The organism is Stenotrophomonas indicatrix, assembly GCF_050573115.1.
GTDB lineage: Bacteria > Pseudomonadota > Gammaproteobacteria > Xanthomonadales > Xanthomonadaceae > Stenotrophomonas > Stenotrophomonas lactitubi_A.
On record NZ_JBNYZT010000007.1, the window covers coordinates 185,205 to 203,322 of the forward strand.

Genomic DNA, 18,118 nt, shown 5'->3' on the forward strand with positions numbered 1-18,118 from the left:
CCGGCTGGATTACCAGCGGTAGCCCAGGCCCACCTGCGTATGCACGCTCTGGAAGCGATCCAGGCGTGTCTTGTGCCAGGTCTTGCCCAGCCCGACGTCGAGCACCAGGTGCTCTCCCAGCGGCTGGCTGCGGCGCAGGAACAGGCGCTTGGCATCGTGCTCGCGCAGCAGCAGCGGGTCGGCGTCGGCGGTATAGCCCGACGTGCCACTGCCCAGCCACAGCTGGGTCGAGCCATGCCCCTGACGGTCCTTCAGACGCAGTGACACGGTGCTGCCATGGCCATCGGGCCCGTTGGACTGGCGGTGACGTTCATGCTTGACCGATGCCGTAACCCGCGGGAAGTAGTGGGAGGCACCGATCGACCATCCGCTGACGTAGCCGCTGCCGTGGTACTCGGCGTACTTGCCGCCCACGCTCAGCACGGTCTGTCCGGCCACCTTCCACAGAATGTCCTGGTTGATCTGGCGGTTGACGAAGACCGGATCGTCGTTGGACGCAATCACCGATGTACGCGTGGCGACGGTGGCTGACCAGTCGTGATGCAACGAACCCTGCACCCGGTTTCCGCTGTAGCGCGAAGTGCCGTAATCGCGCTCACCGTGGGCCAGGCCCAGGTGCCAGCGGCTGGCGCCGGTACGACCTGCCACATCCACTGTCTGCACGTCGCGCTTGCCGAAGCCTTCGTTGTAGTCGGTGTGGTCCAGTTGCAGGGAAACACGATCGACACCGGCATGGGCGCTGGCCGCAGCCAGCAGCAGGGCGCACGGCAGCGCGCCACGATTGATGAATCGCATGGTGATTACTCCAGGGGTTGGGAATGCAGGTGTTGCAGCAGGCGATAGCGGCCTGCCGGGAGGTTCCGTTCCACGGTGATCCGCGGGCCGAACTGGCTACCCGGTGCGACGATGCGACCGGGCAGGATGATCACGCCGACGCCCAGAGCCGCACCTGCACCGACCCACGCGCCGAGCTTGTCGCGCTGGCTGTCGATGATCTGGCCATCGACATGCACGGCGATCGACGCGCCGTCGAGGCGATGGTTGCTGGTGCGCACAAGGGCGCCAAGATAGGCGTCGTCGTCGATGCGGCTGTCGCCGATGAAGCACTGCGGACCGATGCTGACCCGCTGGCCAACCACGGAGTTCTTGAGCTCGCTGGCAAAGCCGATGCGGGTGCCGTCACCGATGCGCAGCGGACCACGCAGCAGCGCATGATTGCCGATCAGGCAGTCGCGTCCGATCGACACCGGCCCCTGGATGTGGGCGCCGTCGCAGATGCGGCTGCCGACGCCGACATGCACCGCGCCGCGTATCGTGGCCTGTGGCGATATATCCGCGCGTGGATCGAGGTGGGGCCGCAGTGATGCCAGCTCGCCGGCCATTGCTTCCAGGTCATTCCACCACATGCGGATACCTCGTCGGCTTGTCGCGTGCAGGCTCGCGGCCGGTGAACATCCCCTTCAGTCCGTGGATCAACCAGACCGCATAGGCCAGCAGCACATACAGCACGGAGAACGCTGCGGCCGGTACCAGCCATGGACGCCGGTGGTGCACGGCACTGACCACACCCAATGCCATCACGATGCCGATCCAGACCAGCGGCACCATCGCCACTACCAGGCCAGCGGGGCCATGCACCGTAGCTGCGCCAAATGCCACCTGCAGCCCAGCGGCGATCCCCACCAGCGCCAGCAGGATCATCGGCAGGATGCTGAAGAGCCCGAAGCGGGTCAGCAGCAACCGCCGATGCAGGCGCATGCATACGGCGTAGCCGACGATCCAGCGCCGCCAGCGTCGCCATTCCTCCACCAACGTGCTGCATTCCTGCGGGTACACCACGCAGCGGATGCTCTGCCGCACCCGGTAGCCCTGGGCCACCAGCGACCAGGACATGTCCAGGTCCTCGACCCGGGTGCGGTCGGAAAATCCGACCTTGCGCAGTATGCTGGTGCGGAACAGCCCGCAGGAGCCAGAGACGATGAACGGCGCTCCGCCCAGCCACTGCTGGAAGCTGCGCTTGATGACGATCATCGGCAGCTTCAGGCTGGCTCGTACGTGCGGAAGGAAGCCGGCACCCTGCAGGCATGACGATGGCACGCCCCCCACCGCGTCGGCGCCCTGTTCGATTTCCGCCAGCAGGTGGCCCAGGCCGGTACTGCGCGGATCGACGCGGGTGTCAGCATCGGTCAGGAATACCTGGGCGGTGGTCACATGCTGCAGGCCGTGCATCAGCGCACCGCCCTTGCCGGTGTTGGCCTGGTGCACGGCAAGCAGGCGACCAGGCCACTCCAGCTGCAGCGTGTCCAGCACCTGCGCGGTGGTATCGGTGGAGCCATCGTTCACGCAGATCACCCGCGCGATGTAGGGGTTCTGCAGCAGATCGGTGAGCGAGCGTCGCAGACACGGTGCTTCGTTGTAGGCCGGCACGATCGCATCGATGCTGCGCAGCTTCACACTGGGCCTGCGCGTTGCGTGGACCAGCAGACGCACGATGATGAAGGCGCACATTGCCAGGAACAGCAGGGTTTTCATCACAGCACCAGCCGATGGGGCAGGAAGCCCTCGCTGGGGCCGATACCCACCTGTTGGCCGCGGAACTGGGCATGGCAGCGCAGGTGGCTTTCCTGCATGTAATGGCGATCCCCCTGGCTGGCGTGCTCGCGTAGTGCGCGGATCTTCAACTCCAGCTGCACGCTGATGTCTTCAAACACCTGCGGTGCGAACTGCGGCAGCGTGCTTGGGCTTTCGTAGCACAGGATCTGCGGGACGCTGCGGCAGGCAACGATCGAGGCTTCATGGACGGTGCGATGATCCTGGTGATGGTCTTCGCCGCACATCGTGTAGACGCGTTGCGGTTGGATGGCTTCGCACGCCTGTTCCAGCGCGCTGATGATGGCGTTGCGGCAGGACGGAAAACAGGTGTCCGGGAAATCATGCTGCAGTACCTGCCGGGCGCCGAGTTGCCGCAGCGCGCGATGCGATTCGTCGCTGCGGTCAGCGCCATCGTGACAGCCGCGTCCGCCCCGGCTGAGTACCAGGGCGTGGATGCGGGCGCCGGCGAAGGCGAGCTTGGCCAGGCTGCCGCCACAGCCCAGTTCGATGTCATCAGGGTGGGCGCCGATTGCCAGGATGTCGTGGGCCATGGCCGTGTCCTTGCGGGAATCCAGAGGGAATGCGGCAGACGCGTTGAACGCACTGCTGCGGGCGCGGACTATCGCAATGGCCAGGTGAAAAAGGACCTAGGAACATTACGAAAATGGGTCGATGCTCCGCCCAGGCCTTGCCGCGCAACAACGTGGCGTGACAAGGCATCGGCCTCCGGCAGCCGCTGCAGGGCTCCATGGAGGCCGATGACGTCAATAGACAGATGCGGACATGCGCTTTGGAAGCAGCGAGAATGGTGCTGGCGCATCGCCATCCGGCGTTTGCCCGTACTGCGGAGATCGAGCCGATGGATCTGGCTGCACTGAAAGATGAACTGGCCCGCTTCGGCACCCACAACGACGCTCGCGAATCCGAGCGCGGCCGGCGCATGCTCAACATCACCGCCGATACCGGTGAACTGCTGTCGGTGCTGGTGCGTTTCGGCAACGCGCGGCGCGTGCTGGAGATCGGCACGTCCAATGGCTATTCCACGCTGTGGCTGGCCGAGGCCGCCGCTGCCATTGATGGCAGGGTGATCACGCTGGAGTTCGCCGCCGACAAGGTGGCGATGGCCCGTGCGAATTTCGCCCGCAGTGGATTGGGCGAGCGTATCGAACTGGTCCACGGTGATGCCGGGCAGTGGCTGTCGCAGGCGGCCGATGGCTGCATCGACCTGCTGTTCCTGGATTCGAATCGCGGGCAGTACGCAGGCTGGTGGCCACAGTTGCGTCGCGTACTGCGCCCCGGTGGCCTGCTGGTGGTCGACAACGCCACCTCGCATGCCGCTGAGATGGAGCCGCTGCGCGGCCTGCTGGCCGCCGACGCGGCGTTGTTCACCACCAGCCTGGTGCCGGTGGGCAATGGCGAACTGCTGGCGCTGCGCAACGCCTGACCGTGCGGGCCCCTGTAACGCCGGTCGTGGTCTGCTTCGGTAGTGCTGGCCGCTGGCCGGCAACCGCACTCATTGGGCCACCTCAACGTTGCCGGCCAGCGGCCGGCATTACCCTATTCGCCGGCACTACCCTATTCAGCGTGTCATCCGGATAATCGCGCGGTGAGCACCGAACCCGACACCCTCGCTGCGGTCGAGATTGAAACCGCGCCCCTGCAGCTGCTGCACCTGGATGAACGCCTGGCCGTGGTCAACAAGCCGGCCGGGCTGATGGTCCACGACAGCAAGCTGGCCCGTGGCGAAGATGATTTCCTCGCCGATCGCCTGCGCGAGCAGCTGGGTCGTCCGATCTTCCTGGTCCATCGCCTGGATCGCGCCACCAGCGGCTGCCTGCTGCTGGCCTTCGACCGCGACGCTGCCAGCATGCTGGGCAAGGCGCTGATGGGCGGCGAAGTGAGCAAGGACTATCTGGCGATCTGCCGCGGCTGGCCGGCCGAGGAGGCCTGGCAGGTCGACCACGATCTGGACGGCGGCCCGGGCAAGCCGGTGAAGAAGCCGGCGATCACCGACTTCCAGCGCCTGGCAGCCGGCGAACTGTCGGTACCAGTGGGGGAGTTCGCCAGTTCGCGCTACGCGCTGCTGCGCTGCCAGCCGCAGACGGGGCGCTTCCGGCAGATCCGCCGGCATCTGAAGCACCTGTCACATCACCTGATCGGCGATACCAGCCATGGTGATGGCCGGCACAACCGCAACTTCCGCATGCAGGGTGTACACCGCATGCTGCTGCATGCCGAGCGGCTGCGCTTCCCGCATCCGGATGGCGGCACGGTGGACGTGCGCGCCCCGGTCGACGGTGAGTTCCAAAAGGCGCTGGACCTGTTCGGCTGGCAGGTCGCCGACGCCTGAGGGTCGTGCCGGCCGTTGGCCGGCAACTGCGCGGTTCCCAACGTCCTGGGGTTGCCGGCCAGCGGCCGGCACTACCTCACTTCTTTTCAGGTTCGTTGACGATCACTTCCAGATCCTTCTGCAGGTCGGCGAACAGCGGCTGCATGCGCGTCTGGATCGCCACCATCACGTTCTGCATCAGTGCCGGAGTCTTGTCGAGCAGGCTCTGGCCAGCCGGGCTCTCGTAGAACTCGGCCATTGCCAGCACGTCTTCCTTGCTGAAGGTCTTCTTGTACAGGTCCACGTACATCGGACGCAGCTGCTGCCACGACAGTGCCTGACGCAGGGTCTGGCTGGTACGGGCCTGGATGCGCTGCAGCTGTTCCTGCTGCTGGGCGTTGAGCTGGCGCTGTGCGGCGACCTGCTGGAACTGCTGCTGCTGCATCGCTTCGATCTGCGGCAGCATGGTGTCGATCATGCTCTGCGCACGCGAGGCCGACAGCAGGCGGTTGATGTCGCCATCAGTGGGGGCTGCGGCCAGCACCGGCGCGCTTGCTGCGGCCAGCGCCAGCAGCAGGGTTGCGCGGCGCAACACGGAGGGAACCAAGCGGATCATGCGGAGCGTCCTGCAGTACACGGGACGGCAAGCATACCCCCGGCAAAGGCGAAGGCGGCGTGTTCGGTGCCTGATCGGCGGCATACGGCGCGCGATGGCAGCCACGGAAACGTGGCTGCCGCTACAATGCGCGGATGGGCAGTGGACCGGTCACCATCAGCGCGCAGCTTGAAATCCCCGACGGCGAGATCGTCGAGCGTTTCGTGCGTGCCAGTGGGGCCGGCGGCCAGAACGTCAACAAGGTCTCCACCGCGGTGGAACTGCGTTTCGACGTGGCCGGTTCGCCCTCGTTGCCCGAGCCGTTGCGCGAGCGCCTGCTGGCGCGGCGCGACCGGCGCATGACCGGCGAAGGTGTGCTGGTCATCGACGCGCAACGTTTCCGGACCCAGGATCGCAATCGCGAGGATGCGCGCGAGCGGCTGGCGGCCTTCATCCAGGCCGGGCTGAGCGTGCCCAAACCACGCAAGGCCACCAAGCCGACCTTCGGGTCGAAACTGCGTCGTCTGGACGCCAAACGCGGGCGCGCGCAGATCAAGCGCGGGCGCTCATCACGTGACTGGGAGTGATTGCTTGAACAACCCGACGCCGTTGCTGCCGGCCATTCCGCCGAACATGCCGCAGGTCAAGCCCAACCGTTTCCTGCGCTGGCTGGCGCGCTGCACGCTGCGCATGGGCGGCTGGAAAGTGACCGGAACCCTGCCGGATGTGCCGAAAGTGGTCTTCATCATCGCCCCGCATTCGTCCAACTGGGACGGGCTGTGGGGCATGGCCGCGAAGATCGCACTGGGCATGAAAGTGAAGGTGCTGGGCAAGGCCTCGCTGTTCTGGTGGCCACTGGGCCCGCTGCTGCACAGGCTCGGCGTGATCCCGCTGGACCGCAGCTCGCCGCAGGGCACCGTGGGCCAGGCCGTGGACCTGCTGCGCAACAACGAGAAGATGTGGTTCGCGATCACTCCGGAAGGCACCCGCAAGGCCGTCAAGGAATGGAAGGCCGGCTTCCTGAAGATCGCGCGGATGGCGGACGTGCCGATCCTGGCGGCCTATTTCCATTACCCGGAGAAGATCATCGGCATCGGTCCGCTGTTCACGCCGACCGGCGATGATGCCGCCGACATGGCGACCATCCGCGAGTTCTACCGGCCTTGGATCGGCAAGACCCGCGGCACGGTCTGAGCCGATCGCTGCCGGCAGCGTAGACGCCACGTCCGGCACATGCCGGGCGCCCGTGACAGGAGTAGGGTGGACGGCTGCCATCCCGTACCGTCTGCCCAAGGAGCGTTTTACATGTCGCGTACCGTAGTCCTGGCCGCCGCCATCAGCCTGGCGCTGGCGGCCTGTTCCGGCAAGGAGTCCACCCCCGTGTCCGAAGCCCAGAATGCACCGGCCCAGCAGCCGGCCGAAGCCTCCACCAACCCGCTGCTGGCCGCCAGCAGCCTGCCGTTCCAGGCACCGCCGTTCGACAAGATCAAGGACAGCGATTACCTGCCGGCCTTCGAAGAAGGCATGCGCCTGCATCTGGCCGACGTGCGCAAGATCGCGGACAGCGCCGAGCCGGCCACCTTCGACAACACCATCGTGGCGATGGAGCGCAGCGGCGAGACCCTGACCCGCGTGTCGCGCATCTTCTTCGGCCTGGTCCAGGCCGATACCAACGATGCCCGCCAGAAGATCCAGGAAGAAGTGGCGCCGAAGCTGGCCGCGCACCAGGACGAGATCAATCTCGATCCGAAGCTGTTCGCCCGCGTGAAGTCGCTGTACGACCAGCGCGAGACGCTGGGCCTGGATCCGGTGCAGAAGCGTCTGGTCGAGCATTACTACGATGGCCTGGTGCGCTCGGGCGCACAGCTGTCCGACGCCGACAAGGCAAGCCTGCGCAAGCTCAACGTGGAAGAAACCACGCTGTCCACCCAGTTCCACACCCGTCTGGTGGCTGCAACCGCCGCTGCCGTGGTCGTGGTGGACGACAAGGCCAAGCTGGCCGGCCTGGACGACGACGCGGTCAACAATGCCGCTGCCGCCGCCAAGGACCGCAAGCTGGATGGCAAGTTCCTGCTGCCGCTGCAGAACACCACCCAGCAGCCGGTGCTCGGCTCGCTGACCGACCGCGACCAGCGCGCGGCCGTGCTGAAGGCTTCGGAAACCCGTGCCGAGCGCGGCGATGCCAACGACACCCGGCAGACCGTGCAGCGCCTGGCCCAGCTGCGTGCGCAGAAGGCCAAGCTGCTCGGCTTCGACACCTTCGCCGACTACCAGCTGGGCGACCAGATGGCCAAGACCCCGGCGGCCGCGCTGAAGCTGCTGACCGACACCGTGCCTGCCGCCACCGCCAAGGCACGTGCCGAAGCCGGCGAGATCCAGAAGGTGATCGACGCGCAGAAGGGTGGTTTCCAGGTAGCCGCCTCGGATTGGGACTTCTACGCCGAGCAGGTGCGCAAGGCCAAGTACGATCTGGACGAGTCGCAGATCAAGCCGTACTTCGAGCTGGACAACGTGCTGCAGAACGGCGTCTTCTACGCCGCCACCCAGCTGTACGGCATCACCTTCAAGCCGCGCACCGACATTCCGACCTACAACCCGGACATGAAGGTGTACGAAGTGTTCGACAAGGACGGCACCTCGCTGGCCCTGTTCTACACCGACTACTTCAAGCGTGACAGCAAGTCCGGTGGCGCCTGGATGGACGTGTTCGTCGAACAGGACGGCCTGACCGGTGCCAAGCCGGTGGTCTACAACGTCTGCAACTTCACCAAGCCGGCCGCTGGCCAGCCTGCGCTGATCAGCTTCGACGACGTCACCACCCTGTTCCATGAGTTCGGCCATGCACTGCATGGCATGTTCTCGAACGTGAAGTACCCGTCGATCGCCGGCACCGCCACCTCGCGCGACTTCGTCGAGTTCCCGTCGCAGTTCAACGAACACTGGGCGCTGGACCCGAAGGTGTTCGCCAACTACGCCAAGCACTACAAGACCGGCGAAGCGATGCCGCAGGAACTGGTCGACAAGATCCTCAAGGCACGCAGCTTCAATCAGGGCTATGCGACCACCGAGTACCTGTCGGCCGCACTGCTCGACCTGGCCTGGCACACGCAGAAGGCCGATGCCCCGCTGCAGGATGTCGGCGCCTTCGAAGCCAGCGCGCTGAAGAAGTTCAAGGTCGACCTGCCGCAGGTGCCGCCGCGTTACCGCACCACCTACTTCGACCACATCTGGGGTGGCGGTTATTCGGCCGGCTACTACGCCTACTTCTGGGCCGAAGTGCTGGACCATGACGCCTACCAGTGGTTCACCGAACACGGTGGCCTGAACGCCGCCAACGGCCAGGAATTCCGCGACAAGATCCTCTCGCGCGGCAACAGCGTGGAACTGTCGACCCTGTACCGCGATTTCCGCGGCAAGGACCCGTCGGTGGAACCGCTGCTGAAGTTCCGCGGCCTGAAGTAAGCGCGGGCTGAAGTACGAAAGAAAAAACGGCGGGGGCAACCCCGCCGTTTTTTTTTGCGTCGATGCCATCGACAGATTCCGCAGTTTGTCGCTCATCCACGTATGGCGTGGATCCATGTGTCTACCAAGGTCGACACCCACCAAGAGCAGACAATGCCATTCCGACAGTTCGCGGAAATCTATCGAAGGCGGGGTGGGTCCGGTTGCGGGGGCGTGAGCGCCATGGATGGCGCGACCGAGCTTACAGGCACGTACTTGCAGCGTCCCCCGCAACCGGACCCACCCCGCCATCCCCCAGGAAACCGGCTTTGGCTGTTGCTGTTGAGGTTGCCGGCCAGCGGCCGGCACTACCGCGGGTGCCGGCCGCAGCCCGGCCATCACGTCCCTACATGCACCCGGTTCGCCTGCTCGGCCAACCCCAGGTGATCCAGCGCGATATCCAGCGCCAGCACATAGCTCTGCGCGCCATAGCCGGCGGCGATGCCCAGGCGCTGGCCGACGCCGGCCGGCAGGCACGGCTCGGCCACCGCGCCGTCGTCATGCACTTCCACGTAGGCGTTGTGCAGGTACGGCAGCAGCCGTTGCAGGCGCAGGCTGTCGGCACACGCGCCCGGATCCAGCAGCGTTACCTCGCCACGGCTGTGGTCGGCCACGCGCAGTGCGTCCAGCAGTTCCTGTTCCGAACCGCAGGCGCGGATCGCCACGCTGGTGCCTGCATCGATCGCACGGTGCACCAGTGATTTCAGTACCGGCGCCGGCAGCGGCGCGGCAGTACGGATCAGCGCGCCAGCCGCTTCCGGGCCACGGATGATGAAGATCGACATGGCTCAGCCCTTCCGTGCCAGGCGGCGGCCGACGATGGCCAACGACAGCGGATAACCCGCCTGCTGGCTGCGCTGGTCGACCACCACGGCGGCCGGGCCATGCTGCAGGCGCAGGCGCGCTTCCAGACCAAGCTGATGGGGTGACTGCAGTTCGATGTACTCCGCCGGCAGACCGTCCAGCGCTGCCTGCAATGCACCGCCCTCGGCACACCATTGCGCCTCGTCGGCCGCGCCGACATCAAGCAGCACCCAGTCCGCGCTGCGCGCCTGCGGCTGGCACAGGCACTGGCGCACATCGGCCAGGCTGGCGCAGTCGGTGCACAGCACCGGATGGCCGGACAACTCGGCCGGCAGCAGCGGACGCGGTACCGACGGCGACGCATGCCGGATCACCAGGAGGGTCATACAACACCTTGCGCAAAGCGCCCTGCGGCGCGGTAGGCACACGATGCGCGTGGTGGCCGTAAAGCTGCGATGCCCCGTGCCGGGCCTGGGCGTAAAACCTTCATAACGTCCGGCTGGAAGGCACCCGGTGGATGCCGACCATTGGTCGGCACGGGCAGGGAAGCCGGCAGGATGCCCGGGAACCTCACGCCTGCCCTTGCGGTCTGACGCCCACCCACCACCCGGAGCCTGACATGGATGCTGTAGCCCGTCCGCCGTTCCCAGAGCGCGCGCTCACCTGGCTGAAGAAAGAGGCACTGCCCCTGCTGGTGATGTTGGGCCTGCTCGCGGCCGCCCGCGATACCCTCGCCAACCACTACGTCGTGCCCAGCGGTTCGATGCAGCCCACGCTGCAACCGGGCGACCGGGTGGTGGTGGACATGCGTGCCTATGGCCTGCGCCTGCCGTTCACCAGCAAGGAACTGCTGGGTACCGGCACGCCGCAGCGTGGTGAAGTGGCCGTATTCGATTCACCGGCCGACGGCACCCGCTTGATCAAGCGCGTCGCTGCCGTGGCAGGCGATCACGTGCAACTGCGCGATGGTCACCTGAGCATCAATGGCCAGCCGCTGCAGATCGCTGACCTGGCCGACACCGAAGCCTTCGGGGAGCGCCGCGCCAGCCTCGACCTGGACAGGGGCGGTGGCCCGGACATCGCGGATCTGCAGGTGCCCGCCGGCAAGGTGCTGGTGCTGGGCGACCATCGCGGCAACAGCTTCGATGGGCGCTTCTTCGGCTTCGTCGATGCGGACAAGATCTACGGCCGTGCGGTGGCGGTCTATTACCGCCGTGGCGAGGGCTTCGAGTGGCAGCGGTTGTAAGCTGAATCGATATGCCAAAAGTATCAATCCTGACCTATCAGGTTATGGATCGACTGGATGGACGGGCCTAGTCTGAGGCCCGTCCCCTCCATTCCGGCCGCCCCCACGGCCCACCGCCCCCATGACTGGCGAAACTCCGGCGGCCCTCGCCGACCGTCCCCGTACTGACCACGCTACCGCCGACACCCGCATCCAGCAGGGAACGCCGGCCTTCCGCCGCACCGCGCTGGCGCTGTTCCTCGCGGGATTCTCGACCTTCGGCCTGCTGTATACGGTGCAGCCACTGCTGCCCGAGTTCAGCCGCCACTTCGGTGTGTCCGCTGCGGGCAGTGCTATGTCGCTGTCGCTGACTACCGGCACCCTGGCCGTGGCCATGCTGCTGGCGGGCCTGCTGTCCGATGCAGTCGGCCGGCGTCCGTTGATGATCGTTGCATTGCTGGCCTCGGCCACGTTGTCGCTGTGCACCGCACTGGTCGATGACTGGTCCACCCTGCTGGTGCTGCGCACCCTGCTGGGGCTGGCGCTGAGCGGCGTACCGGCGGTGGCGATGACCTATCTGGTCGAAGAAATGGACAGTCGCGCGCTGGGCCTGGCGATGGGCCTGTACATCGGCGGCAATGCCATCGGTGGCATGAGCGGGCGGCTTCTGGCCGGCATCATCGCCGACCACTGGGGCTGGCGCTGGGGCATCGGCGTGGTCTCGATCATCGCCGTCGCCAGCACCGTGCTGCTGTGGCTGCAGCTGCCGCCGTCGCGCCACTTCCAGGCGAGCCGCAATGGCCTGCGCCAGTTGCCCGCGCGCTGGCGCACGCTGTTCGCCGACCCTGGCCTGCCCTGGTTGTTCGCCACCTCGTTCGTGCTGATGGGTGTGTTCGTCACCCTCTACAACTACCTCGGCTACCACCTGCTGGCGCCGCCGTACCACCTCAGCCAGACCGTGGTCGGGTTGATCTTCAGCGTGTACCTCGTCGGCACCATCAGTTCGGCGTGGATGGGCCAGCAGGCTACGCGCTATGGGCGCGGTCGCATCCTGTCGATCTCCTTCGGCCTGATCGCCGCCGGCATCGTGCTGCTGGCGATGCCGTGGCTGTCGGCGATGGCCGTGGGCATCGCGCTGGTCACGTTCGGTTTCTTCGGCGGCCATTCGGTGGCCAGCAGCTGGGTCGGCAGTCGCGCTGGTTCGATGCGTGCGGAAGCGTCGGCGCTGTACCTGTTCGCCTATTACCTGGGTTCAAGCGTGCTGGGCGGCGTGGGCGGCCTGGCCTATGCCGCGTGGGACTGGCTGGGCGTGTGCGCGTTCGCCGCGCTGCTGACCGTGATCGGCGGTGGCATCGTCTGGGCGCTGCAGCAGCGCGCCCCGCAGCCGGTGACAGCCTGACTTCCTGCAGAAGGGTAGTGCCGGCCGCTGGCCGGCAACCTTGTGAGCTGCGCAACCATCGAACAGTTGCCGGCCGGCGGCCGGCACTACCGGATCCGACCCGCCGTTGCCCCGGTAGATGCCGACCTTGGTCGGCACCGGAACCAAAGCGCCGACCAAGGTCGGCATCTACCGGGCCCATGTTTCGCACCTACCCTGCTGGATGACGATAGCGCCGGGCCATGCCCGGCGAGCGCGCAGCGCGGCGTATCACCCCTCCGCAAACGCCTCGCGCAGCAGCCCGGCGAAATTGCGGATCAACGGTGTCACACCCTCGCGGCGCCATGCCAGCTGTACTTCCGAATGCGCGCCAGCATCGGCCAGCGCCACGAAGCGTGCACCTTCCACCCGTATGTGGTCGCACGACGAAGGCAGGATCGCCGCACCCAGTCCCGCAGCAGCCAGACTGATCAACGTCGACGCCTCACCGGCTTCCTGCACGATGCGTGGCGTGAAACCCGCCGCCGCACACAACGCGATCATGTGGTCATGGATGCCCGCCCCGGCGCTGCGGCGGAATGCCACGAACGGTTCCTGCGCCAGATCCCGCAACGCCAGCGTCCCCCCTTTCGACAGGCGACGCAGGGCAGGGTGGTCGGCATGCACGATCAACGCCAGTGGATCGACGAACAGGCTGTGCGCCACCAGCTCGGCCGGCAGCGTGCGCTTGCGGATGATGCCCACGTCCAGCGAGCCATCGAGCAGCGCATCGATCTGCTGCAGGGTGTTCATCTCGCTCAGCTGCAGCCGCACCTGCGGATACTGTTGTCGATACTGCAGGATCGAACGTGGAATCTGCGGCGACAACGGCGTGGCCCGGGTCAGGCCGATGCGCAGCTCACCCTGCTCGCCACGCTGCGCGCGCTGCACTTCATCCACCGCCGATTCCACCTGCTGCACGATGCCGCGCGCACGTTCCTGCAGCAGTTCCCCCGCAGGCGTCAGCTGCACGCGTCGATGGCTGCGCACGAACAACCGCGCACCGATCAGTTCCTCCAGCTGCCGGATCTGCTGGCTGAGCGGCGGCTGTGACATGCCCAACCGCTCGGCCGCCTGGCCGAAGTGCAGCGTGTCGGCAACGGCAAGGAAGTAACGCAGATGGCGGAGTTCGATGGACATGCATGCAGTCTATCCAGCCCGACCCCACGAGTCCCCATCCACGCATGGCGTGGATCTACCGAAGTTTTCGATCCCTACCAAGCAGGGGTCAGAGCCCGTTGCGCAGCAACGGGATCCGACCCCGACAGATCGCAGGAATCTGTCAGAGGCGGGGTGGTGTGGGTAGGCAGGACCGTTGGCGCCATGGATGGCGCCATCGAGCCCCCATGGAAGGGTTTACGGCGTGTCCTGCCCACCCACACCACCCCGCCATCCACGGAATGCAGGCCGTTGCCGTTGCCGTTGCCGTTGCAGTTGACGTTGATTCGGCAGGTGCAGGGCGCAGCCCTGCCGAGAACCCCTTACCGCTCCGAATGCCCGCTCTGGTCGTAATCGCGCGGACTGAACAGCTCCGGCTGGATCAGCTCGACAAACGCCCGCGCCTGCGCCGACAGCGCCTTGCCGCGCCGCACGATCACCCCATAACTCCGCTCCGGAAACCAACGCTTCATCGAGCGTGCCGCCAACCGCTCGTGGTCGGCATCGTTCAGGCACAGCGCCGGCACGATGGAAATGCCCATGCCCATCGCCACGTACTGCTTGATCACTTCCCAGCCGCCCACTTCCAGCGCAACGGTGTAGGCGATGCGGTGGCGCTGGAACACCTGGTCCACCAGCCGGTAAGTGATCTGCCGCTTCGGCGGCAGCACCAGCGGGTACCGGGCGATGTCGGCCAGTTCCAGCTCGCCACCGCTGGCCAGTGGATGGTCATGCGGGGCGATCAGCACCTGTTCGAAACGGTAGGCCGGGGCGTAGCTGAGGTCGGCCGGCACATCGGTCATCGAGCCGATCGCCAGGTCGGCGGCATCCTCGCGCAACAGGTCGGTGCCGTCGGCGCTGATGGCGTTGTGCAGGGTCAGGCGTACGTCGGGGTAATGCTGGCGGAAGCGCTCGACGATCTTCGGCAGCAGGTACAGGATGGTCGAGCTGTTGGCGGCGATGTTCAGTTCGCCCGCGTCCAGCCCGCGCACCTTGTCGCGGAAGCGCGCTTCCAGGCCGTCCAGGCTCTCCACCAGCGGCTGCGCCATTTCATACAGCACCTGACCCTCGCGGCTGGGCACCAGGCGCCGGCCGCTGCGCTCGAACAAGGGCACCCCCAACTCACGCTCCAGCGCCTGCAACTGCAGGCTGATGGCCGGTTGGCTGACGAAAAGCGCCTCAGCCGCCCGTGAGACCGAGCCCAGACGCACGGTCTGACAGAACGCACGCAGCGGCTTCAGCCGATCGGATTTGTAGGAAAAACGGGGGCTTGGCGAGGGGCGCGTGGTCATGGCGTCATAAGTATTAGCACAACTTATGTAAAGCATTGCAAAAACTGTTTTGCCAAATACAGGGCTGCGGCGGCACGGTGGAGTCGTTCCCCCACGCTGGAGTCCTCCCATGTCCGCCGTCGCTTCCGCTGTCCCCTCCACCGCCGCCAAGGCCACGCCGGGCATCGCTCTGGCGACCCAGGTGGCGGGCCAGGCCACCGTGCTGCCGGCGCCCTTGCTGGCCCTGCTGGTGTCCCTGCACCGGGCAGTGGAACCCGGCCGGCAGGCGCGGCTGCAGGCCCGCCGCGAGCGCCAGGCGTTCTTTGACCAGGGCGGCCTGCCGGACTTCCGCCAGGACACCACTGCGATCCGCAGCGGTGACTGGACCGTGGCGCCGCTGCCAGCCGCGCTGCAGGACCGCCGCGTCGAGATCACCGGGCCGACCGACCCGAAGATGGTCATCAACGCGCTGAACTCCGGCGCCAAGGTGTTCATGGCCGACTTTGAGGATTCGACCTCGCCGACCTGGCGCAACCTGCTGGCCGGTCAGCAGTCGCTGGCTGCCGCGGTGCGCGGCGACCTGCAGTACACCGCACCGGCGTCCAACGGCAAGGCGGGCAAGCACTACGCGCTGCGCCCCTACGACGAGCAGGCGGTGCTGATCGTGCGTCCGCGCGGCTGGCACCTGGACGAAAAGCATGTGCGCGTCGATGGCCAGTTCCTCGCCGGCGGCCTGTTCGATGCAGCGGTGTTCGCCTTCCACAATGCGCGCGCGCTGCAGTCCAGGGACCGTGGTCCGTACTTCTACCTGCCCAAGCTGCAGAGCATGGAAGAGGCGGCGCTGTGGGAGACCGCGCTGTCGCACATCGAAGGCATGCTCGGCCTGCCGCACGGTCAGATCAAGGTGACCGTGCTGATCGAGACGCTGCCGGCGGTGTTCGAGATGGACGAGATCCTGCATGCGCTGCGCGATCGCATCGTCGGCCTCAACTGCGGGCGCTGGGATTACATCTTCTCGTACCTGAAGACCTTCCGCCGCCACGCTGACCGCGTGCTGCCCGAGCGCGGCCAGGTGACCATGACCCAGCCGTTCCTGAAGGCGTATTCGGAACTGCTGATCCAGACCTGCCATCGCCGCGGCGCACATGCGATGGGTGGCATGGCCGCGCAGATTCCGATCAACAACGACGCTGCTGCCAACGAGCAGGCAATGGCGCGGGTGCGTGCCGACAAGCTGCGCGAAGTGAGCGCCGGCCACGATGGCACGTGGGTCGCGCACCCGGCGCTGATTCCGGTGGCGATGGCGATCTTCGACGAACACATGCCCACGCCCAACCAGCACCACGTGCTGCGCCAGGACGTGCGCGTGGGCCGCGACGAACTGATCGCGCGTCCGCCGGGCACGATCACCCGCGCTGGCTTCGAAGGCAATGTCGAAGTCTGCGTGCGCTACCTGGCCGCATGGCTGGATGGCAACGGCTGCGTGCCGATCCACCACCTGATGGAGGACGCAGCCACTGCCGAGATCAGCCGCAGCCAGCTGTGGCAGTGGCTGCACACGCCGGGCCAGCAGCTGGACGACGGCACCGCCATCGACCTGGCGCTGCTCGATACCACCCTGGCACAGCTGCCGGCGCGCCTCGGCGATACCTCGGCGCTGCCCGGTGGTGGCCGCATCGAAGAAGCCATCACCCTGCTGGCCGAGCTGAGCCGCAGCAATGAACTGACCGACTTCCTGACCCTGCCGGCGTACGCACGCATCGACTGATCGCTGCACGCCACTTTCCTCGCCGCTTCCTTCCCCGCTGCATCCGCACGAACCGAACTGGAGATAGACATGAGCACGCTGCCCACTGCCGAACAGATCCAGCACGACTGGGACACCAATCCGCGCTGGGAAGGCATCCAGCGCAACTACAGCGCCGCCGACGTGGTGCGCCTGCGTGGCACCGTCCATATCGAGCATTCGCTGGCCCGGCTGGGTGCGGAAAAGCTGTGGAAATCGCTGCATGAGCGCGACTTCGTCAACGCGCTCGGCGCGCTGACCGGCAACCAGGCCATGCAGCAGGTGAAGGCCGGGCTGAAGGCGATCTACCTGTCCGGTTGGCAGGTGGCGGCCGATGCCAACCTGGCCGGGCAGATGTACCCGGACCAGTCGCTGTATCCGGCCGATTCGGTGCCGGCAGTGGTCAAGCGCATCAACAACACGCTGCTGCGTGCCGACCAGCTGCACCATGCCGAAGGCAAAGATGACATCGACTTCCTGCAACCGATCGTGGCCGATGCCGAAGCCGGTTTCGGCGGCGTGCTCAACGCCTTCGAACTGATGAAAGCGATGATCGAAGCCGGTGCGGCCGGCGTGCACTTCGAAGACCAGCTGGCTTCGGTGAAGAAGTGCGGCCACATGGGCGGCAAGGTGCTGGTGCCGACCCGAGAGGCGATCGAGAAGCTCAACGCTGCGCGCTTGGCCGCCGACGTGCTGGGTGTGCCGACCCTGCTGGTCGCGCGTACCGATGCCGAAGCGGCCGATCTGCTGACCAGCGACATCGATGCGAACGACACCCCGTTCGCCACCGGTGAGCGCACCGTGGAAGGCTTCTACAAGACCCGCAATGGCCTGGACCAGGCCATCAGCCGTGGCTTGGCCTACGCGCCCTATGCCGACCTGGTGTGGTGCGAGACCGGCAAGCCGGATCTGGAATTCGCGCGGAAATTCGCCGAGGCGATCCATGCGAAGTTCCCGGGCAAGCTGCTGGCCTACAACTGCTCGCCCAGCTTCAACTGGAAGAAGAACCTGGACGACGCCACCATCGCCAAGTTCCAGAAGGAACTGGGCAGCTACGGCTACAAGTTCCAGTTCATCACCCTGGCCGGCTTCCATGCGCTGAACTACGGCATGTTCAACCTGGCCCACGGCTATGCGCGCCGGCAGATGAGTGCCTTCGTGGAACTGCAGGAGGCCGAGTTCGAAGCGGCCGAGCGTGGCTTCACCGCGGTCAAGCACCAGCGCGAGGTCGGCACCGGCTACTTCGATGCGGTGACCCAGGCGATCCAGCAGGGGCAGTCCTCGACCACCGCACTGACCGGCTCGACCGAGGAGGAGCAGTTCCACGGCGGGCGCAGCGAACGCGCAGCATGATCTGGTAGTGCCGGCCGCTGGCCGGCAACCACACGATGCTCCGGGCGCTGCGTGGCAGCCGGCCAGCGGCCGGCTCTACCGGGGCTG

The 18,118-nt window shown here is 66.4% G+C and carries 18 protein-coding genes; 9 read left to right on the forward strand and 9 right to left on the reverse strand.

Going from position 1 to position 18,118, the window contains the following annotated elements:
• Positions 1-9 precede the first annotated feature (9 nt).
• From ACQ5SA_RS16745 to ACQ5SA_RS16760, 4 genes are read right to left on the reverse strand one after another with little or no spacing between them, the layout of a single operon-like run.
• Positions 10-795, reverse strand: a complete 786-nt coding sequence (locus ACQ5SA_RS16745) for a YaiO family outer membrane beta-barrel protein (RefSeq protein WP_312108689.1) — start codon at positions 793-795, stop codon at positions 10-12.
• Between the two features lie 5 nt (positions 796-800).
• Positions 801-1,406 carry an acetyltransferase gene (locus ACQ5SA_RS16750; protein WP_499315097.1) on the reverse strand — a complete coding sequence of 202 codons (606 nt, stop codon included), beginning with the start codon at positions 1,404-1,406 and terminating at the stop codon, positions 801-803.
• A complete protein-coding gene (locus ACQ5SA_RS16755) occupies positions 1,393-2,532 on the reverse strand; it encodes a glycosyltransferase family 2 protein (RefSeq protein ID WP_312108685.1) in 1,140 nt (379 codons plus the stop codon). The genes ACQ5SA_RS16750 and ACQ5SA_RS16755 overlap by 14 nt, the downstream gene beginning before the upstream one ends.
• Entirely contained in the window at positions 2,532-3,143 is a 612-nt protein-coding gene (locus tag ACQ5SA_RS16760; protein ID WP_089242010.1) for a PIG-L deacetylase family protein, read from the reverse strand. Before ACQ5SA_RS16760 ends, ACQ5SA_RS16755 begins: the two co-directional genes overlap by 1 nt.
• A 308-nt stretch (positions 3,144-3,451) precedes the next feature.
• Here ACQ5SA_RS16760 and ACQ5SA_RS16765 point away from each other — a divergent pair, with 308 nt between their 5' ends.
• Both ACQ5SA_RS16765 and ACQ5SA_RS16770 read left to right on the forward strand, forming a co-directional pair.
• Positions 3,452-4,036 carry an O-methyltransferase gene (locus ACQ5SA_RS16765; RefSeq protein ID WP_499315209.1) on the forward strand — a complete coding sequence of 195 codons (585 nt, stop codon included), beginning with the start codon at positions 3,452-3,454 and terminating at the stop codon, positions 4,034-4,036.
• Positions 4,037-4,198: 162 nt separating this feature from the next.
• Complete coding sequence (locus ACQ5SA_RS16770; RefSeq protein ID WP_499315099.1) at positions 4,199-4,942, forward strand: pseudouridine synthase; 744 nt, start codon at positions 4,199-4,201, stop codon at positions 4,940-4,942.
• 76 nt (positions 4,943-5,018) lie between these two features.
• Here the strand turns inward: ACQ5SA_RS16770 and ACQ5SA_RS16775 are convergent, their stop codons facing one another.
• The gene (locus ACQ5SA_RS16775; protein WP_499315100.1) at positions 5,019-5,537 is read right to left on the reverse strand and encodes a DUF2059 domain-containing protein; all 519 of its coding nucleotides are present in this window, start codon (positions 5,535-5,537) and stop codon (positions 5,019-5,021) included.
• Between the two features lie 134 nt (positions 5,538-5,671).
• Between ACQ5SA_RS16775 and arfB the strand changes: the two genes are divergently transcribed.
• From arfB to dcp, 3 genes are all read left to right on the forward strand, one after another.
• The gene (gene arfB / locus ACQ5SA_RS16780; RefSeq protein WP_176019334.1) at positions 5,672-6,103 is read left to right on the forward strand and encodes an alternative ribosome rescue aminoacyl-tRNA hydrolase ArfB; all 432 of its coding nucleotides are present in this window, start codon (positions 5,672-5,674) and stop codon (positions 6,101-6,103) included.
• 4 nt (positions 6,104-6,107) lie between these two features.
• Complete coding sequence (locus ACQ5SA_RS16785) at positions 6,108-6,710, forward strand: lysophospholipid acyltransferase family protein (RefSeq protein WP_089241558.1); 603 nt, start codon at positions 6,108-6,110, stop codon at positions 6,708-6,710.
• Between the two features lie 111 nt (positions 6,711-6,821).
• A complete protein-coding gene (gene dcp / locus ACQ5SA_RS16790; protein WP_499315102.1) occupies positions 6,822-8,978 on the forward strand; it encodes a peptidyl-dipeptidase Dcp in 2,157 nt (718 codons plus the stop codon).
• A 377-nt stretch (positions 8,979-9,355) separates the two neighbouring features.
• Here the strand turns inward: dcp and ACQ5SA_RS16795 are convergent, their stop codons facing one another.
• Together ACQ5SA_RS16795 and ACQ5SA_RS16800 are read right to left on the reverse strand one after the other, a co-directional pair.
• Positions 9,356-9,802, reverse strand: a complete 447-nt coding sequence (locus ACQ5SA_RS16795) for a hypothetical protein (protein WP_025875822.1) — start codon at positions 9,800-9,802, stop codon at positions 9,356-9,358.
• 3 nt (positions 9,803-9,805) lie between these two features.
• The gene (locus ACQ5SA_RS16800; protein WP_499315104.1) at positions 9,806-10,207 is read right to left on the reverse strand and encodes a hypothetical protein; all 402 of its coding nucleotides are present in this window, start codon (positions 10,205-10,207) and stop codon (positions 9,806-9,808) included.
• Positions 10,208-10,440: 233 nt separating this feature from the next.
• Here ACQ5SA_RS16800 and lepB point away from each other — a divergent pair, with 233 nt between their 5' ends.
• Together lepB and ACQ5SA_RS16810 are read left to right on the forward strand one after the other, a co-directional pair.
• Positions 10,441-11,067 carry a signal peptidase I gene (gene lepB, locus ACQ5SA_RS16805; RefSeq protein ID WP_499315106.1) on the forward strand — a complete coding sequence of 209 codons (627 nt, stop codon included), beginning with the start codon at positions 10,441-10,443 and terminating at the stop codon, positions 11,065-11,067.
• A 121-nt stretch (positions 11,068-11,188) separates the two neighbouring features.
• Positions 11,189-12,445, forward strand: a complete 1,257-nt coding sequence (locus tag ACQ5SA_RS16810) for an MFS transporter (RefSeq protein WP_499315108.1) — start codon at positions 11,189-11,191, stop codon at positions 12,443-12,445.
• Between the two features lie 249 nt (positions 12,446-12,694).
• Here the strand turns inward: ACQ5SA_RS16810 and ACQ5SA_RS16815 are convergent, their stop codons facing one another.
• Both ACQ5SA_RS16815 and ACQ5SA_RS16820 read right to left on the reverse strand, forming a co-directional pair.
• Positions 12,695-13,603 carry a LysR family transcriptional regulator gene (locus ACQ5SA_RS16815; RefSeq protein ID WP_499315110.1) on the reverse strand — a complete coding sequence of 303 codons (909 nt, stop codon included), beginning with the start codon at positions 13,601-13,603 and terminating at the stop codon, positions 12,695-12,697.
• 341 nt (positions 13,604-13,944) lie between these two features.
• Positions 13,945-14,913 carry a LysR family transcriptional regulator gene (locus ACQ5SA_RS16820; protein WP_499315111.1) on the reverse strand — a complete coding sequence of 323 codons (969 nt, stop codon included), beginning with the start codon at positions 14,911-14,913 and terminating at the stop codon, positions 13,945-13,947.
• Positions 14,914-15,022: 109 nt separating this feature from the next.
• Here ACQ5SA_RS16820 and aceB point away from each other — a divergent pair, with 109 nt between their 5' ends.
• Positions 15,023-16,660, forward strand: coding sequence for a malate synthase A (gene aceB, locus ACQ5SA_RS16825; RefSeq protein ID WP_230110212.1), 1,638 nt, complete (start codon positions 15,023-15,025; stop codon positions 16,658-16,660).
• 69 nt (positions 16,661-16,729) lie between these two features.
• A complete protein-coding gene (gene aceA / locus ACQ5SA_RS16830) occupies positions 16,730-18,031 on the forward strand; it encodes an isocitrate lyase (RefSeq protein WP_099819578.1) in 1,302 nt (433 codons plus the stop codon).
• Positions 18,032-18,118 lie beyond the last annotated feature (87 nt).